The sequence below is a fragment of the Arthrobacter sp. ZBG10 genome, from assembly GCF_001238605.1.
Lineage (GTDB): Bacteria > Actinomycetota > Actinomycetes > Actinomycetales > Micrococcaceae > Arthrobacter.
The window spans coordinates 85929-101816 of sequence record NZ_LFQH01000025.1 but is presented as its reverse complement, the minus strand read 5'-3'; the positions used below and the strand labels follow the sequence as shown (position 1 = coordinate 101816).

Genomic DNA, 15888 nt, shown 5'->3' with positions numbered 1-15888 from the left:
AGATGTGTATAAGAGACAGCACCAAATTTGGTGGGGCCCGCCGTCGTACGTCTGATATGCAGTTAGTGCGCGTGGTCGCCGCGGCTGTATTCGTAAACCCAGCCAACGAGTGCAACTACAGCAAGGCCGGCGGCGATGAATACGATCCACCAGCCAAGTGCCAGGCCAAGGAACCCGGTGGCGCAGGCGATGCCGAGGACCAGTGGCCACCAGCTCCAGGGGCTGAAGTGGCCCTGCTCGCCGGCGCCTTCGTGGATCTCAGCGTCGCTTCGGTCCTCGGGGCGCATGCCTACCCGCTTGCCGGTGAAGCCGAGGTAGCCGCCGATCATGCCGGACAGCCCACCCACGAGAAGGATTCCCAGGGTGCCGACCCATTCGTGCCAGTTGGTCAGGAAGCCGTAAACAATCGATACGGGAATGAAGAAGAAAACACCCGCACCAAAGATCCAAGATTCGATTTTCACTGTGCGGTGTCCTTCTGGTCGGCGTTACCCAGCGTTTTTGCAGCAGGCGCGGGTGAGTCAACGGTGTGGACCTGACGGAGTTCCGGGTGGTGCAGGTCCAGTGCGGGGCGCTCGGAACGGATCCGGGGCAACGAGGTGAAGTTGTGGCGCGGCGGCGGGCAGGACGTGGCCCACTCCAGCGAAGCACCGAAGCCCCAGGGATCATCCACGGTGACCCGCTCAGCGCTGCGCCAGGTGATGTACACGTTCCAGAAGAACGGGATCAGTGACGCGCCCAGGACGAACGAGGCGATGGTGGAGAACTGGTTCATCCAGGTGAAGTTGTCCTCCACCAGGTAGTCCGCGTAGCGGCGGGGCATGCCCTCGACGCCCAGCCAGTGCTGGATCAGGAAGGTGCCGTGGAAGCCAAGGAACAGGAGCCAGAAGTGGATCTTGCCCAGGCGTTCGTTGAGCATCTTGCCGGTCCACTTGGGCCACCAGAAGTAGAAGCCGGCGAACATGGCGAACACGACGGTGCCGAAGACCACGTAGTGGAAGTGCGCCACCACGAAGTAGGAGTCCGAGACGTGGAAGTCCAGGGGCGGCGAAGCCAGGATGATGCCGGTCAGGCCACCGAAGAGGAACGTGATGAGGAAGCCGATGCTCCAGAGCATGGGCGTCTCGAACGTAATGGAACCGCGCCACATGGTGCCGATCCAGTTGAAGAACTTCACACCCGTGGGTACCGCGATCAGCATGGTCATAAAGGCGAAGAACGGCAGCAGGACCGAGCCCGTGACGTACATGTGGTGGGCCCACACGGTGACGGAGAGGGCAGCAATGGCGATGGTGGCGTACACCAGGCCCTTGTAGCCGAAGATCGGCTTGCGGCTGAAGACCGGGAAGATCTCGGAGACGATGCCGAAGAACGGCAGCGCGATGATGTACACCTCGGGGTGGCCGAAGAACCAGAACAGGTGCTGCCAGAGGACGGCACCGCCGTTTTCGGGGTCGAAGATGTGTGCACCGAACCGGCGGTCGGCACCGAGGGCGAACAGGGCGGCAGCCAGTGGCGGGAAGGCCATGAGCACCAGGATGGCGGTGACCAGGGTGTTCCAGGTGAAGATGGGCATCCGCCACATGGTCATGCCCGGGGCGCGCATGCAGATGATGGTGGTGATGAAGTTGACCGCACCGAGGATGGTGCCGAAGCCTGACAGCGCCAGGCCAAACACCCACAGGTCGCCACCGATTCCGGGGCTGAACGTGGTGTTGGACAGCGGCGCATAGGCGAACCAGCCGAACGAGGCAGCACCCTGCGGGGTGATGAAGCCTGACACGGCGATGGTGGAGCCGAACAGGAAGAACCAGAAGGCCAGTGCGTTCAGCCGCGGGAAGGCGACATCGGGGGCACCGATCTGCAGCGGCATGATGACGTTTGCGAAGCCGGCAAAGAGCGGTGTTGCAAACATCAGCAGCATCACGGTGCCGTGCATGGTGAACAGCTGGTTGTACTGCTCTTTGGTCTGCAGGATCTGCATGCCGGGCTCGAAGAGCTCGGCGCGGATCAGCAAGGCCATAACGCCGCCGAAGCAGAAGAACACGAAGGACGCGATCAGGTACATGTACCCGATGGTCTTGTGGTCGGTGGAAGTGATCCAGTTGACGACGATGCGCCCCTTGGACTTCGGAACCACGGGAGCCGACAAGGCTTCGGTGGGTGCGGATTGAGTGTACGTAGCCACGTCGCTCCCCTTACTTAATTTCGTTCAGGTTCGGGTTGCGGTCGTATTCCGCACCCAGGAGGCCTGTGTTGCCTGCCGCCCGGAGCCCGTCCATGTGGGTCTGGAATTCTGCTTCCGAGACCACCTTGACGCGGAACAGCATTTCGGAGTGGTACTCGCCGCAAAGTTCGGCGCACTTACCGTCATAGGTTCCCTCCTTGGTGGGGGTGAACCGGATGTAGTTGGTCTTGCCAGGGATCATGTCGCGCTTCTGCAGGAAGGCGGGAACCCAGAAGGAGTGGATGACGTCGCGGGCGTTGAGCTCGAGGTCCACGGACTTGTTGACGGGCAGGTACAGCGTGGGAAGCAGTTCCTTGTCAATGGTGTTGCCGGTGAGGTGCGCCTGGACGCCGGCCTCGTGCAGGTCTTCTTCGATGACGCTGCCAGACTTGTAGTTGAAGTCCCAGGCCCACTGCTTGCCGCGGACATCAACAACGACGTCGGCGGGCTGGGAGCGGTCATCGATGGCCGCCTGGTCCCGGTCGGTGAAGTAGAAGAACACCAGCACCATGAACAGCGGGATGGTCAGGTAAAAGACTTCCAGCGGGAGGTTGAAGCTGGTCTGCCGGGGGAACCCTACGGTGCCCTTGCGTCGGCGGTAGGCCACCAGGCACCAGACGATCAGGCCCCACGTGATGATGCCCACAACCAGGGCTGCAATCCATGAGTTGACCCAGAGGTCCATGATGCGATCGGTGTTGCTGGTGGTGCCACGTTCAGTGGGCAGCCACCCTCTCTCTACCTCTGGCGAACATCCGGTCAAAACCAACGCGCCGGCAATTGCCAAGCCAGTGATCGATGAGATCGTTTTGCGTCGGCTGCCGGTTCGGTTCTGCGAACTCACAGACGGCCCTTCCTACTTGATGCTGTTGTCCGGCCAGCCTTAGGCTCCCCGGGCACACTAAAAGTTTTACTACTCGGTGTAGAGCTTACCGCTCCGCCGGGCGTTTCGCCCACATGTCGGCGCCGCGTCCCCCTGCCGTTTTCCACGGCAGAGGGCACGGCGCCGGCATCAGGCGAAAGAACCGGCTTAGTGGAACGAATCGCCGCAGGCGCATGAGCCGCCTGCGTTCGGATTGTCAATGGTGAAGCCCTGTTTGGCGATGGTGTCCTCGAAGTCGATGCTGGCACCGGAGAGGTAAGGGACGCTCATCTTGTCCACTACCACCTCGACACCGTCGTAATCGCGGACTGCGTCCCCGTCAAGGAGCCGCTCATCGAAGTAGAGCTGGTAAATCAAGCCGGAACAGCCGCCGGGCTGCACGGCAACCCGGAGGCGCAGGTCGGTGCGGCCTTCCTGTTCGAGAAGGCTGCGTACCTTGCCCGCGGCGACGTCGGTCAGCTTGACCTCGTGGACGGCCAGTTCATCGCTGGCTGCGCTGGTGGTTTCGGTGCTGTTCTCATTGGTTGCGGTGCTCATTGGCCTACCTTCTTAGGACGGTCCTGGCAGCGCCGCCTCAGCGGCGCCTGCCCCTACGGATTCGGTATGGGCTATAGCTACATGCTACGTCGGACAGACGTATAGCTCTAACTCCTTGCGTAACCGTGGAAGGGCTCTGCTTGTTCCCTGGAAACGCGGCTGGATGCCCGGCTACTGCAGCCCGTCACGGTTCAGCCGCGCCAGCAGGAGGGACTCTGCCAGGATGGCGTTCCGGAAGTCGGCCAGGTGCAACGATTCGTTGGCGCTGTGCGCCCGCGAATCCGGGTCTTCCACACCCGTCACCAGGATCTGGACGTCCGGATAAAGTTCCGTGAGGTCGGCAATGAAGGGGATGGAGCCGCCAATTCCAGTTTCGACGGCGGGGACTCCCCAGGCTTCCCCCAGCGCCCACATGGCCAGGGACGCGGCGGCGGAGGATGTGTCGGTCTGGAAGGGGTTGCCGCTCTCCCCCGGGGTGAACACCACTTTCGCCCCGAACGGCGCGTTGGCCTCCACGTGGGCCTTGACAGCGGTCATCGCCGCGGCCGGGTCCTGGCCGGGAGCCAGCCGCAGGCTGAACTTTGCCCTGGCGCGCGGGATCAGGGTGTTGGAGGCGACGTCCACGGCCGGTGCGTCGAAACCGATGATCGACAGCGCGGGCTTGGTCCACAGGCGGGACGCGAGGCTGCCGGAACCGGCCAGCCGGACGCCGTCGAGCACCGAAGCGTCGGCACGGTAGTCGGCTTCCGCCATGTCCACCGTGGCGTTGTCCGTGGCGACCAGGCCCTTGATGGCCACGGAGCCGTCGTCGTTATGCAGGGTGGCGATCAGGCGGGACAGAAGGGTCGGCGCGTCCAGAACCGGTCCGCCGAACATGCCGGAGTGCACGGCGTGGTCCAGGACCTGGACCTCAACTACGCCATCCACGAGGCCACGGAGGCTGGTGGTCAGGGCCGGGATGCCCACTTTCCAGTTGCTGGAGTCCGCCACCACAATGACGTCGGCGCGGAGCAGTTCGCGGTGCGTCTCGAGGAACGCGCGGAACGTGGGCGAGCCGGCTTCCTCCTCCCCCTCAAAGAAGAAGGTCACGCCGAGGCCCAGTTCGTCGCCGAGGACTTCGGTGACCGCGGCGTAAGCGGCCACGTGCGCCATGATGCCGGCCTTGTCATCCGCGGCGCCCCTGCCGTAAAGGCGGCCGTCCTTTTCCACCGCAGTAAAGGGATCGGTTTCCCAGAGCGCTTCGTCGCCGGGGGGCTGCACGTCGTGGTGGGCGTAGAGCAGGATGGTCGGCTTGCCGGGCGCAGCCGGGCGGCGGCCGACGACGGCGGGACCTCCGGGGGTGCCGTCCGGTTTGTTGCAGGCGAGGATCTGGACATCGGACACTCCGGCGGTGTGCAGGAGAGCGGCAACAGCCCCGGCGCTGGTTTCCAGCGGCGCCCTGTCGAAACTGGGCCACGCGATGCCCGGAATGGCCACGAGCTCCTTGAGGTGGGTGAGGGTCCGCCCGAACGCATTGCCGATCGAGGTACGGAGGTCTTCCGTCCAGGGGGTGCCGGCAGGGCCCGAAGGTGTGGGGCCGGGGGCGTTGTGCGGGGTGGCAGCAGGTGAAGAAGTCATGGCCAAAACATTACCCCCGTCACATCGGCCGCCAGGGCAGGCCCGGCCGCCAGCAGCCCGGCGGGCTCCCGCAAGGTATTCTGTTGTGGTGTTCGGACGTAAAAAGGAAGCGCCCTCGGCGCAGGAGACAGTAGACCAGCAGGCCGCGGAAGCGGCGGCGCAGCGCAACGGCGCCATCGGCAAAGGGGCACCGACTCCCACCCGCAGGGCGCAGGAAGCTGCGCGCAAGCGCCCGCTGGTGCCTGAGGACCGCAAGGCGTCCAAAGCCGCCGAGCGCCAGGTCATTGCCGATCAGCGGCAGAAGATGCGGCACGCACTGGACACGGGTGACGAGAAGTTCCTGCCCCTGCGCGACAAGGGCCCGCAGAAGAGGTTTGCCCGCGATTACGTGGATGCCCGCTTCAGCCTTGGCGAGTTCCTGATGTTCGGCGCGCTGGTCTTTGTGCTCGTTTCCTTGCTGGTGCCGGCCAGCAGCGAGCTGATGATCTACGTCCTGGGCGCGTTCTGGGTGATGTTCCTGGCCGTGTTTGTGGACGTGTACCTGATTTCCCGCAAGCTGAAGAAGCTGCTGGCCCAGAAGTTCGGCGAGGTGGAACGCGGCACCGTCTGGTACGGGTCCATGCGGTCCCTGCAGTTCCGCAAGCTGCGCCTGCCCAAGCCGCAGGTCCGGCGCGGCCAGTTCCCTTCCTGACCCACCGAACCCAGCAGCGCAAACCCGAAAGGTGGGCCCCGGCGGAAAAATCCGCCGGGGCCCACCTTTTGTCTTTTTAAGCCGGACCCGGGCTGGGGCCGGGAATCAGCGGCGGCGGTTCCTGGCCAGGTGCCGGTTGACGCCGGCAGCCCAGAAGGGCCCCTCGTAGAGGAACGCGGTGTAGCCCTGGACCAGAGTTGCGCCGGCATCGAGCCTGTCCTGGACGTCCTGGCCTGTTTCGACGCCGCCGACGGCGACCAGGGTCAGTGCATCACCGGTGGCAGCCTTGAGCCGGCGAAGGACTTCCAGGGAGCGCTGCTTGAGCGGAGCGCCAGACAGTCCGCCCGCCCCGCGGGCCTCCACCTGGTCCGCCGGGGTGCTGAGCCCGGACCGGGCGATCGTGGTGTTGGTGGCGATGATGCCGTCGAGCTTCAGGTCCAGCGCCAGCCGGGCGACGTCATCGATGTCCTCGTTGCTCAGGTCCGGGGCGATCTTCACCAGCAGCGGAACGTGCCGCCCGGCTGCCCTGTCTGCTTCGTCGCCCACAGCCGTCAGCAGCGGGCGCAGGGTTTCCACGTCCTGGAGGAGCCTGAGGCCGGGAGTGTTGGGAGAACTGACGTTGACCACCAGGTAGTCGGCTACCGGCGCCAACGTCCGGGCGCTGACCAGGTAGTCGTCCACGGCCTCCGCGAGTTCCACGGTTTTGGTCTTGCCGATGTTGACGCCGATGACCGGGCGCACCGAAGGATGCCGGCGCTGCAAAGCAGCCCGTGCCGCCTTGAGCCGGGGAGCCACGGCGGCGGCGCCGTCGTTGTTGAAGCCCATCCGGTTGATCACCGCGCGGTCCTGAACCAGGCGGAAGAGCCTGGGCTTCTCGTTGCCGGGCTGCGCCTGGCCGGTGATGGTTCCCACCTCGACGTGGCCGAAACCGAGTTCAGCCAGGGCCTCGATGCCGTGGCCTTCCTTATCAAACCCGGCAGCCAGGCCGAACGGGGACGGGAACGTCAGGCCGAACGCGGTGGTCTGGAGTGAAGCCGCGGGGGCCGTGAACTTCTGCAGGACCTTCCCGGCACCGGTGGTGTGCGCGAGCCTGATGGCTTTGAAGCCGATCGTGTGGGCGCGCTCGGCGTCCATCCAGGAAAATGCCAGCTTGAAGAATGTGGGATAAACGCGCATGCCTCTAGTTTTCCGTCTCCGGCGGCCCAGACCAAACGGGTGACGCAATAGCATGGGCCCATGGCATGGCAACAGGACTTCCTGGGACCGGAATTCACCTCCCGGCCCTTTTCCGCCGCCGGACCGGACGGCGTGGCACGCACCGCCACGCTCATCAGGTACCGGCCGGCCACGCCCGCTCCGGGTCGGAACCCGAAGGCTGCGGTGCTGTTCCTGCACGGCTGGAGCGACTACTTCTTTAATACGGACCTGGCCCGCTTCTGGGAATCGGCCGGGTACGCGTTTTACGCACTGGACATGCACAACCACGGCCGGAGCCTGCAACCGGGAAGCCCCGGCGGCTACGTCGCCGACCTGGCCGACTACGACCCCGAAATAAGCCGGGCGTGGGACCTGATCCGGGCGGACGGGGCGGCCGGGCCGTTGACCCTGATGGGCCACTCCACCGGCGGCCTGGTGGCATCATTGTGGGCCAGCCGGAATCCCGAAGCACTTTCCGGTCTTGTCCTCAACAGCCCCTGGCTGGAAATGCACGGCAGCCACCTGGTCCGGCGCGCCGCATCGGGCCTGGTGGGGCCGCTGGCCCGGCGCCGGCCGGAAACAGTCCTGCGGCTGCCGGAGCGTGGGTTTTACTGGCGGACCATCAGCAGCTCGGCCGAAGGCGAATGGGACCTTGACGACGCTTACCGGCCGCCCATGGCCTTCCCTGTGAGGGCCGGCTGGTTGAGCGCCATCCTTGCCGGGCAAGCCCGTGTGGCAAAGGGCCTGCGGCTTGATGTTCCGGTGCTGGTGCTGTTATCGCAGGGCAGCGCCAACGGGATGGTCTGGTCGGAGGAAATGCGGCGCACTGACGCTGTCCTGGATGTGCATGCCATCGGCGCCCGCGCTTTCGGCTTGGGCACCACGGTGACGGTGGAGAAGATTGGGGGCGCACTGCATGATGTCTTCCTGTCACCCGAGAAGGTCCGCGCGGACGCCTATGCGAGGCTGGCCCGCTGGCTCCGCGCCTATGGGTCAGCCGGCATTTAAGCCGCTGCTGCTATCTGCTGCTATGGATGGCCGGCCGGCTTCGCGGCATCCACCGCGCCGCCGTAGCGGCGGTCGCGCCGGGCGTATTCCTCGACGGCGGTCCACAGGGTGCGGCGGTCCACGTCCGGCCAGAGGGTGTCCATAAAAACAAACTCGGCATACGCGGATTGCCACAGCAGGAAGTTGGAGAGCCGCTGCTCCCCCGAGCTGCGCAGGAATAGGTCCACGTCGGGGAGGTCCGGTTCGTCCAGGTACTTCTGGATGGTGCGCTCAGTGATGGCACCGGGTTTCAGCCGGCCGGCGGCAACCTCGGCGGCAATCGCGGACACGGCGTCCGTGATTTCGGCCCGGCCACCGTAATTAACACACATGTTCAACGTACAGGTGCTGTTGCCGGCGGTGAACTCCTCGGCATCCTCGAGTTCGCGGATCACGGAGCCCCACAGCCGGGGGCGGCGGCCGGACCAGCGCACCCTTACGCCCCACTCATCCAGCTGGTTCCGCTGCCTGCGTAGCACGTCCTTGTTAAATCCCATCAGGAAACGCACTTCCTCCGGGGAACGGCGCCAGTTCTCTGTGGAGAACGCGTAGACACTGACGTATTCGATGCCCAGTTCAATGGCACCGGCCATAACGTCCAGCAGGGCGGGTTCGCCCGCCTTGTGCCCTTCTATCCGGGGCAGCCCGCGCTGGTTTGCCCAGCGCCCGTTGCCGTCCATAACAATGGCCACATGGCGGGGCACAAATTCGGCGGGGATCGCCGGGGCCACCGCCCCTGAGGGGTGCGGGTACGGGGCGATGACCGGTTGGGTCCGCCGGCGGGTGGTGGGGTGCTTTTTGCCCAGGGCCACTGTCAGGTACGCTCCACATGCTTGAGGGATTTCAGGACTCGTTCAAGGTGCCACTGCAGGTAGGCGGCCACCAGGCCGGCGGCTTCGCGGCGGTGCACGGCGGCGGAACCGTCCGCGGTGGGCCAGTCACCGGTGAGCAGGGCGCCCAGCAGGATCACGGTCTCCGCAGCCGGCGCGGGGGAACCGGGCGGCCTGCAGTCGGCGCAGACCATGCCGCCAAGCGGTGCCGAGAATGCCGTGTGGGGTCCCGGCCTGCCGCAGCGTGCGCAGACGGTAAAGCTCGGCGCCCAGCCGCCGGTGGCCAGGGCCCGGAGCAGGTAGGAGTCCAGGATCAGGCCGGCGGCGTGGTCCTCCCGGCTCAGGGATGCCAGTGCGCCCACCAGGAGGTTGTACTGCGCAGTCCCGGCTTCGCCGTCCACATCAGTGAGTTTTTCGGCGGTCTCGGTCATGGCCGCCGCCACCGTATACCGGCCGTAGTCGGCGGCGATGTTCCCGCCGTAGGCCCCCTTGGCCACGGCCTGGGTGACGATGTCCAGGGTGCGGCCCGCGACCAGCTGAAGGTCTGCGACCATAAAGGGTTCCAGCCGCGCGCCGAAACGGCTGCTGGTGCGGCGGACGCCCTTGGCCACGGCACGGACCTGGCCGTGGTGTTTGGTCAGGAGAGTGATGATGCGGTCCGCTTCGCCCAGCTTGTGGGTACGGAGCACCACTGCTTCATCCCGGTACGCCCGGGAAGCGAAAGACTGTTGGGCCACACTCCATCTTCCCATCCCCCGCGTGCCCCGCGTGTACGGGGCGCGGGCACCCTGCGTTTAAGGGGGTGCGGCTGTGCCGCCGGACGGATCCGGCGGCACAGCTTCAGGATCAGGCCCGGGCGTCCCGCACGGCGCGGTTGACGGCGGAGATGACGGCCTTCAGCGAGGACATGCTGGTGTTGGCGTCGATGCCAACACCCCAGAGGACCCGCTCCCCCACGGCGGCTTCGACATACGCCGCGGCCATGGCGTTGCCGCCTTCGGAGAGCGCGTGCTCGCTGTAGTCCAGGACCCGGACGTCCACGCCGTCTTCCCGGAGGATGGACAGCAGCGCGGCGATGGGCCCGTTCCCGGTGCCCGTCCGGCTGACTTCCACGCCGTCAACGGTGAGTGAGGCGTGCAGGGTCATGCCGCCGTCGGCGTCCGTTTCCGTGCTGACCTTGCCCAACGAGTACTGGCCCCACTGGCCGTCGGACTGCCCGGACGGCAGGTACTCGTCCTGGAAGACCTTCCAGAGCTGGGCGCCACTGACCTCGCCGCCAACGGTGTCGGTCTGGCGCTGGATGACGCCGGAGAACTCGATCTGGGCGCGCCGGGGCAGATCCAGGCTGTGCTCGTTCTTCAGCAGGTACGCCACGCCGCCTTTACCGGACTGGGAGTTCACGCGGATGACTGCCTCGTAGCTGCGGCCCAGGTCCTTGGGATCAACGGGCAGGTACGGAACCTGCCAGGAGTAGTCCGCCACGGCCTTGCCGGCAGCAGCGGCGTCACGTTCCAGGGCTTCGAAGCCCTTCTTGATGGCGTCCTGGTGCGAGCCGGAGAACGCGGTGAAGACCAGGTCACCGCCGTACGGGGAACGCTCGGGGACGGGCAGTTGGTTGCAGTATTCCACGGTGCGGCGGACGTCGTCGATGTTGGAAAAGTCGATCATGGGATCGATGCCCTGCACAAACAGGTTCAGGCCCAGGGTGACCAGGTCCACGTTGCCGGTCCGCTCGCCATTGCCGAACAGGCAGCCCTCGATCCGGTCCGCGCCGGCCATGTAACCCAGCTCGGCGGCGGCCACGCCGGTTCCCCGGTCATTGTGCGGGTGCAGGGACAGGATGATGCCCTCCCGCGGATGCAGGTGGCGGCTCATCCACTCGATTGAATCCGCGTAAACGTTGGGCGTGGCCATTTCCACCGTGGCAGGCAGGTTAATGATGACCTGGCTGTCAGCGGAAGCCTCAAAGACGTCGGCGACGGCGTTGCACACCCGGACGGCGTACTCCAGCTCGGTGCCGGTGAAGGATTCCGGTGAGTATTCGTAAGTGATGTGCGTGTCCACGAGGGTTTCCTCGTACTTCTTGCACAGTCGCGCGCCCTGCAGCGCGATGTCCAGGATGCCGTCCTCGTCCTGGTTGAACACCACACGGCGCTGCAGCACGGAGGTGGAGTTGTAGAGGTGCACGATTGCCTGCTTGGCGCCGACCAGTGACTCGTAGGTCCGCTCGATCAGGTGTTCGCGGGCCTGCGTCAGGACCTGGATGGTCACATCCTCCGGGATGTGGTTGCCCTCGATCAGCTGGCGGACAAAGTCGAAGTCCGTCTGCGACGCGGACGGGAAACCGACTTCGATTTCCTTGTAGCCCATCCGGACCAGCAGATCGAACATCTTCATCTTGCGGGCAGGGCTCATGGGATCGATCAGGGCCTGGTTACCATCTCGCAGGTCCACGGCGCACCAGCGCGGTGCTGCCGTGATGACCTTGTCCGGCCAGGTGCGGTCGGGCAGTTCAACGGTAATGAGGTCCTGGAACGGGGCGTAGCGGTGGGCCGGCATTCCTGAGGTTTTTTGTGCGTTATGCATTACGATCGGGCCTTTTCTGTGGTCTTTTCAAAAGGACGGCCGGACAACACAGACTCCGCGGCGAGGATGGGCCTTGCGCTAGACAGCGTCTGAGGCCTCGCCGCGGCAGCTAAGAAGGAGGAGCTCTGCACGCACCATTTGAGCGTAACACGGGTGCGTAAGATGAAAGAGCACCACCGTCCGTAACGTCCAGCATGCAGACGCCCGCCGGTGTCCGGCTGCGGCGCTTTCGTCAAAAGGAGTTTCAGTGCCCACATCGGGGATCGACCTTTCCACCATTGATCACACAGTCCGGCCGCAGGATGACCTGTACCAGCATGTGAACGGCACCTGGCTCAAGGCAACGGAAATCCCGGACGACCGTCCGCTGGAAGGCACCTTCACCGCATTGCGGGACGGTTCAGAGCTCGCCGTCCGCGCCATCATTGAGGAAGCGCCAGGTAAGGGCGCCGCCGCCAGTGGCATCGAGCGGAAGATCGGGGACCTCTACACCAGCTTCATGGATGAGGCCGCGGCAGAAGCCAAGGGCATCGGACCCATCCGCCAGCGGCTCGCCGATGTGTATGCCACGGACTCCGCAGCCGACCTGATCGCCCTGGCGGGGCGCCTGTTCCGCGCGGACGTCGGAGGCCTGTTCTACATTTATCCGGCACCCGACGCCGGCAACCCGGACCGCGTCCTGCTTTACACCGGCCAGGGCGGGCTGGGCCTGCCGGACGAATCGTATTACCGCGAGGAAAAATTCGCGCCCATGGTGGCCGCCTACACGGACCATGTGCAGGCCATGCTGGCACTGGCCGGAGTGGCGGACGCAGCAACTGCCGCGGGACGCGTGGTGCAACTGGAAACCCTCCTCGCTTCGCACCACTGGGACAACGTCACGCTGCGGGACCCGCAGAAAACATACAACCTGAAGACCGCCGGTGAATCCGCTGCCCTCTTCCCACACCTGGCCACCTGGTTTGACGCTGCAGGCATCGACGCCGCCAAACGGGAAGAGATTGTGGTCAGCACCCCTGACTTTTTTGTGGGCGCAGCGGCGCTGCTGGAATCCGAGCCGCTGCAGGCGTGGCAGGACTGGCTCGCGATGCGTGTGGTCAGCGCCGCCGCACCGTATCTCTCCAGTACTTTTGTGGACACAAACTTCGCCTTCTACGGCACCACCATCAGTGGGACGCCGCGCAACAAGGACCGCTGGAAGCGCGGCGTGGGTGTTGTGGAAGGTGCGCTCGGCGAAGCCGTGGGCCAGATCTATGTGGCCCGGCATTTCCCGGAAAGCCATAAGGCCAGGATGCAGACCCTCGTGGCCAACCTGATCGAGGCGTACCGCCGCAGCATTCAGGATGTGGGATGGATGGGTGCCGAAACAAAGGAAGAGGCCCTGCGGAAGCTTGAAGGCTTCCGGGCCAAGATCGGCTTCCCTGACGAGTGGATCGACTACTCCGCTGTGGAGATTGATCCGGCGGACCTGCTGGGCAACGTGGAGCGTGCGCACAACGCCGACGTCGACAGGCACCTGGACGAGGTGGGCAAGCCCGTGGACCGCACCAAATGGCTGATGACACCGCAGACGGTGAATGCCTACTACCACCCGATGATGAACGAAATCGTCTTCCCGGCCGCCATCCTCCAGCCGCCGTTCTTTACCGCCGACGCCGATGATGCCGTGAACTACGGCGGCATCGGGGCCGTCATCGGCCATGAGATCGGCCACGGCTTTGATGATCAGGGTTCGCAGTTTGACGGCGGCGGCGCGTTGCGGAACTGGTGGACGGACGCGGACCGGAAGGCGTTCGAAGCCCTCACCGCCAAACTCGTGGCCCAGTATGACGAGCTGTCCCCGACGGCTGCGCCGGGTCACAACGTCAACGGCCGGCTCACCCTGGGCGAAAACATCGGCGACCTCGCCGGCCTTGCCATCGCCTACAAGGCCTACCACATCAGCCTGGACGGCCAGGAGCCCGAAGAGCTGGACGGGTTGACCGGGCAGCAGCGTTTCTTTGCGTCCTGGGCTGCCGGTTGGCGGCAGGTCATCCGGACCGAGGAGGCCGTCCGGCGCCTGGCCACGGACCCGCACTCCCCCAACGAGTTCCGGACCAACGCTATCGCCAGGAACCTCGACGCCTTCCATGACGCGTTCACCGTCACCGAAGCCGACGGCATGTGGATGCCGCCGGCCGAGCGCGTCAACATCTGGTAGCTCTCCACGGAAGGTCCCGTCCCCCTTGGGACGGGACCTTCCGCTCTTAAACCCGCTTGCATCTGCTTTGCCAGGCTCTGACGTATCGCGGCAGCATCCCAATGCCCATCGCCGTTCTTCCTTATCCTCACCGATCAAACAGACAAGGCTGCCGAGGCCCTCCATATCGCCATGGAACGGTGCATGCACATCGACTACTTTACGTCTCACGGACCGCTGGCATATCTGGACACCAAAGGTGAACTCCCCCGGGCCATGGGAGAGACAATGCTTCGCGTTGTTGTGGATGAACTTGAGGCACAAGGAGTCACCGCCCTTGTGACGACGCCGCCCCTGGGCGCCGACTTAACAGACGGCACCCCAGAGTGGGAGCCGGCAAGGTAGGGAGCATGCTTCGGAAGACGTAGAGCTGATTTACGGGTGAACGGCACCGTCGGAGGCGTTCGCCGCCGGAAGCCGGGACCGCTGTCAGCGGACGATCAGCTCCGGGTTTGCCTGCTGGCACACGGCGTCACCGGCGGTCTGGCTGACGATGTCGTCCGGGAGGGCGGTGCCGGCACCGTAGGTCACGCCGGAGGGGAAGTCGCTGCCGAGGGCCACCTGCACGCCGTAGACGTTGGCTGACGGGACGAGCTGTGTAGCGGGGATGCCCAGCAGGGCCGCCGTATCAGCGGCCACGTCGGCGAAGTCCGCCCCGTAGTAAACCACGGTCTGGCCGGTCACTGCTGCGTCAAAGAAGGTCGACTGGGCGAATCCGCCGGCGACCAGGGCCTGCACAATTTCCTGCGCCCGGCCAGGGACGCCGGTGCCGTTGGCCACCGCGACGGGTTGCAGGGCCTTGTCGTACGGCGCCACAGCAGGGGCTGTTTCCGTCGGGGCCGTGCTGGGCTCCGCGGACGGACTGGCCGACGGCGACGTGGGCGCGGTGGGATCCGTCAGGTCCACGTCCTTGCGCAATGCGGCGAAGAGTTGCGAAGCCGCGGGTTCAGCCACTTCGAGCCGGTTCGGATCAGCCGCGGCAGGCCCCGTGGGGACCGCCACAAAGGCGACCTTTCCGACGTCGATGTCCTTGAGCCGGTTGCCGATGGTGAGCAGGGTGGGAACTGATCCCAGGCCCTGGTCGACCGTCAGGTTCTGGGTGACGACGTCGGCGATCTTCAGCATCCGCACGGGGTCCGTCAGAGTGCCTTCGTCCTTGATCTTCCGGGTGAGGGAGGAGAGGAAACCCTGCTGGGCCTTGATCCGGCCGAGGTCCCCGCCGTCGGCAAACGCGTGGCGGGTCCGGAGGAATGCAAGGGCCTGCTCGCCCTCTACGGAGGAGGTGCCCGCAGGCAGCCGCAGCCGGGAGTCCGGATCGTAGACGGCGTCGCTGATGCAGACATCGACGCCGCCCACGGCGTTGGAGAGTTCCTTCACCGCGTTGAAGTCGGCCATCATGAAGTGGTCCACTTCCATGCCGGTGAGTTTGTTGACGGTGTCCACCGCGCAGCCGATCCCGGCTTCAGCCATGGCTTCGTTGATCATCACGCCGCTGCGGGCCGGATACGTCTGTTTGGTGTCCTCGTCAGTGCATTCCGGGATGTCCACCAGGAGGTCGCGGGGGAAACTGATCACGCTGACGCGCTTATTGTCCTCGGAGATGTCCATCAACATCATCACATCGGAGTTCCCGTATCCGGTGGACTGGTCCGCTGTCCCGTAGTCGGCGTTTTTCCCGTCGCGGGTATCCGAACCGAGGATCAGGATCTGCATCCTGCCCTTGGCGTCATCAACCTGGCCTTCGGTGCTGCCGCCGCCGGCGTTCAGGGGCGCCTTGGAGATGTTGTTCTGCAGCCGGAAGAACCAGAACCCGGCGAAGGCCAGGCCACCTACGAGCACAACCGCCAGCACGGCAGTGACCGCCTTCAGCCAGATGGGCATCCGGCGGATGGGTCCCAGGTGCCGGGCAGCGCCAGCGCCAGCGGCCGAAGCATCTGAGTGGCGGGACACAGGTCCAGCTCCGGCAGCACTGTCAGCGCCGTTGTCCTGCTTGTCGCGGCCTCGCCCCACGTGATGAACCTTCCTCTAAAAACA

At 65.2% G+C, this 15888-nt stretch carries 14 protein-coding genes; 4 read left to right on the top strand and 10 right to left on the bottom strand.

Annotation, left to right across the window (positions count from 1 at the left end):
- Positions 1 to 62 precede the first annotated feature (62 nt).
- The 5 genes from ACU18_RS06465 to ACU18_RS06445 form a co-directional block, all read right to left on the bottom strand.
- Entirely contained in the window at positions 63 to 464 is a 402-nt protein-coding gene (locus ACU18_RS06465; RefSeq protein WP_050684712.1) for a cytochrome c oxidase subunit 4, read from the bottom strand.
- Positions 461 to 2188 carry an aa3-type cytochrome oxidase subunit I gene (gene ctaD / locus ACU18_RS06460; RefSeq protein ID WP_050684711.1) on the bottom strand — a complete coding sequence of 576 codons (1728 nt, stop codon included), beginning with the start codon at positions 2186 to 2188 and terminating at the stop codon, positions 461 to 463. Before ctaD ends, ACU18_RS06465 begins: the two co-directional genes overlap by 4 nt.
- 10 nt (positions 2189 to 2198) lie before the next feature.
- On the bottom strand, positions 2199 to 3071 hold the full coding sequence (gene ctaC / locus ACU18_RS06455; protein ID WP_050684710.1) for an aa3-type cytochrome oxidase subunit II: 873 nt from the start codon (positions 3069 to 3071) through the stop codon (positions 2199 to 2201).
- 186 nt (positions 3072 to 3257) lie between these two features.
- Positions 3258 to 3647 (bottom strand): HesB/IscA family protein, encoded by a 390-nt coding sequence (locus tag ACU18_RS06450; protein ID WP_050684709.1) that lies wholly within the window; start codon positions 3645 to 3647, stop codon positions 3258 to 3260.
- Positions 3648 to 3818: 171 nt separating this feature from the next.
- Complete coding sequence (locus ACU18_RS06445) at positions 3819 to 5264, bottom strand: dipeptidase (RefSeq protein ID WP_050684708.1); 1446 nt, start codon at positions 5262 to 5264, stop codon at positions 3819 to 3821.
- 88 nt (positions 5265 to 5352) lie between these two features.
- Here ACU18_RS06445 and ACU18_RS06440 point away from each other — a divergent pair, with 88 nt between their 5' ends.
- Positions 5353 to 5955 carry a DUF3043 domain-containing protein gene (locus tag ACU18_RS06440; RefSeq protein WP_050684717.1) on the top strand — a complete coding sequence of 201 codons (603 nt, stop codon included), beginning with the start codon at positions 5353 to 5355 and terminating at the stop codon, positions 5953 to 5955.
- Between the two features lie 105 nt (positions 5956 to 6060).
- Here the strand turns inward: ACU18_RS06440 and ACU18_RS06435 are convergent, their stop codons facing one another.
- Entirely contained in the window at positions 6061 to 7131 is a 1071-nt protein-coding gene (locus ACU18_RS06435; RefSeq protein WP_050684707.1) for a quinone-dependent dihydroorotate dehydrogenase, read from the bottom strand.
- 60 nt (positions 7132 to 7191) lie between these two features.
- Here ACU18_RS06435 and ACU18_RS06430 point away from each other — a divergent pair, with 60 nt between their 5' ends.
- The gene (locus tag ACU18_RS06430; RefSeq protein WP_050684706.1) at positions 7192 to 8160 is read left to right on the top strand and encodes an alpha/beta hydrolase; all 969 of its coding nucleotides are present in this window, start codon (positions 7192 to 7194) and stop codon (positions 8158 to 8160) included.
- Between the two features lie 20 nt (positions 8161 to 8180).
- Here the strand turns inward: ACU18_RS06430 and ACU18_RS06425 are convergent, their stop codons facing one another.
- From ACU18_RS06425 to leuA, 3 genes are all read right to left on the bottom strand, one after another.
- Positions 8181 to 9011 carry an isoprenyl transferase gene (locus ACU18_RS06425; RefSeq protein WP_050684705.1) on the bottom strand — a complete coding sequence of 277 codons (831 nt, stop codon included), beginning with the start codon at positions 9009 to 9011 and terminating at the stop codon, positions 8181 to 8183.
- A 2-nt stretch (positions 9012 to 9013) separates the two neighbouring features.
- The gene (gene recO / locus ACU18_RS06420) at positions 9014 to 9766 is read right to left on the bottom strand and encodes a DNA repair protein RecO (RefSeq protein ID WP_050684704.1); all 753 of its coding nucleotides are present in this window, start codon (positions 9764 to 9766) and stop codon (positions 9014 to 9016) included.
- 109 nt (positions 9767 to 9875) lie between these two features.
- A complete protein-coding gene (leuA, locus tag ACU18_RS06415) occupies positions 9876 to 11615 on the bottom strand; it encodes a 2-isopropylmalate synthase (protein WP_050684703.1) in 1740 nt (579 codons plus the stop codon).
- 247 nt (positions 11616 to 11862) lie between these two features.
- Between leuA and ACU18_RS06410 the strand changes: the two genes are divergently transcribed.
- Both ACU18_RS06410 and ACU18_RS06405 read left to right on the top strand, forming a co-directional pair.
- Positions 11863 to 13815 (top strand): M13 family metallopeptidase, encoded by a 1953-nt coding sequence (locus ACU18_RS06410; RefSeq protein ID WP_050684702.1) that lies wholly within the window; start codon positions 11863 to 11865, stop codon positions 13813 to 13815.
- Positions 13816 to 13998: 183 nt separating this feature from the next.
- Complete coding sequence (locus tag ACU18_RS06405) at positions 13999 to 14199, top strand: hypothetical protein (RefSeq protein ID WP_050684701.1); 201 nt, start codon at positions 13999 to 14001, stop codon at positions 14197 to 14199.
- An 84-nt stretch (positions 14200 to 14283) separates the two neighbouring features.
- Here the strand turns inward: ACU18_RS06405 and ACU18_RS06400 are convergent, their stop codons facing one another.
- The gene (locus ACU18_RS06400) at positions 14284 to 15864 is read right to left on the bottom strand and encodes an LCP family protein (protein ID WP_050684700.1); all 1581 of its coding nucleotides are present in this window, start codon (positions 15862 to 15864) and stop codon (positions 14284 to 14286) included.
- Positions 15865 to 15888 lie beyond the last annotated feature (24 nt).

What these genes read in the sequence shown, in the direction of transcription:
- leuA (WP_050684703.1), bottom strand. Translation starts at nt 11,615, where the DNA reads ATGCATAACGCACAAAAAACCTCAGGAATGCCGGCCCACCGCTACGCC.
- ACU18_RS06430 (WP_050684706.1), top strand. Translation starts at nt 7,192, where the DNA reads ATGGCATGGCAACAGGACTTCCTGGGACCGGAATTCACCTCCCGGCCC.
- ACU18_RS06405 (WP_050684701.1), top strand. Translation starts at nt 13,999, where the DNA reads ATGCACATCGACTACTTTACGTCTCACGGACCGCTGGCATATCTGGAC.
- ACU18_RS06445 (WP_050684708.1), bottom strand. Translation starts at nt 5,264, where the DNA reads ATGACTTCTTCACCTGCTGCCACCCCGCACAACGCCCCCGGCCCCACA.
- ACU18_RS06435 (WP_050684707.1), bottom strand. Translation starts at nt 7,131, where the DNA reads ATGCGCGTTTATCCCACATTCTTCAAGCTGGCATTTTCCTGGATGGAC.
- ACU18_RS06450 (WP_050684709.1), bottom strand. Translation starts at nt 3,647, where the DNA reads ATGAGCACCGCAACCAATGAGAACAGCACCGAAACCACCAGCGCAGCC.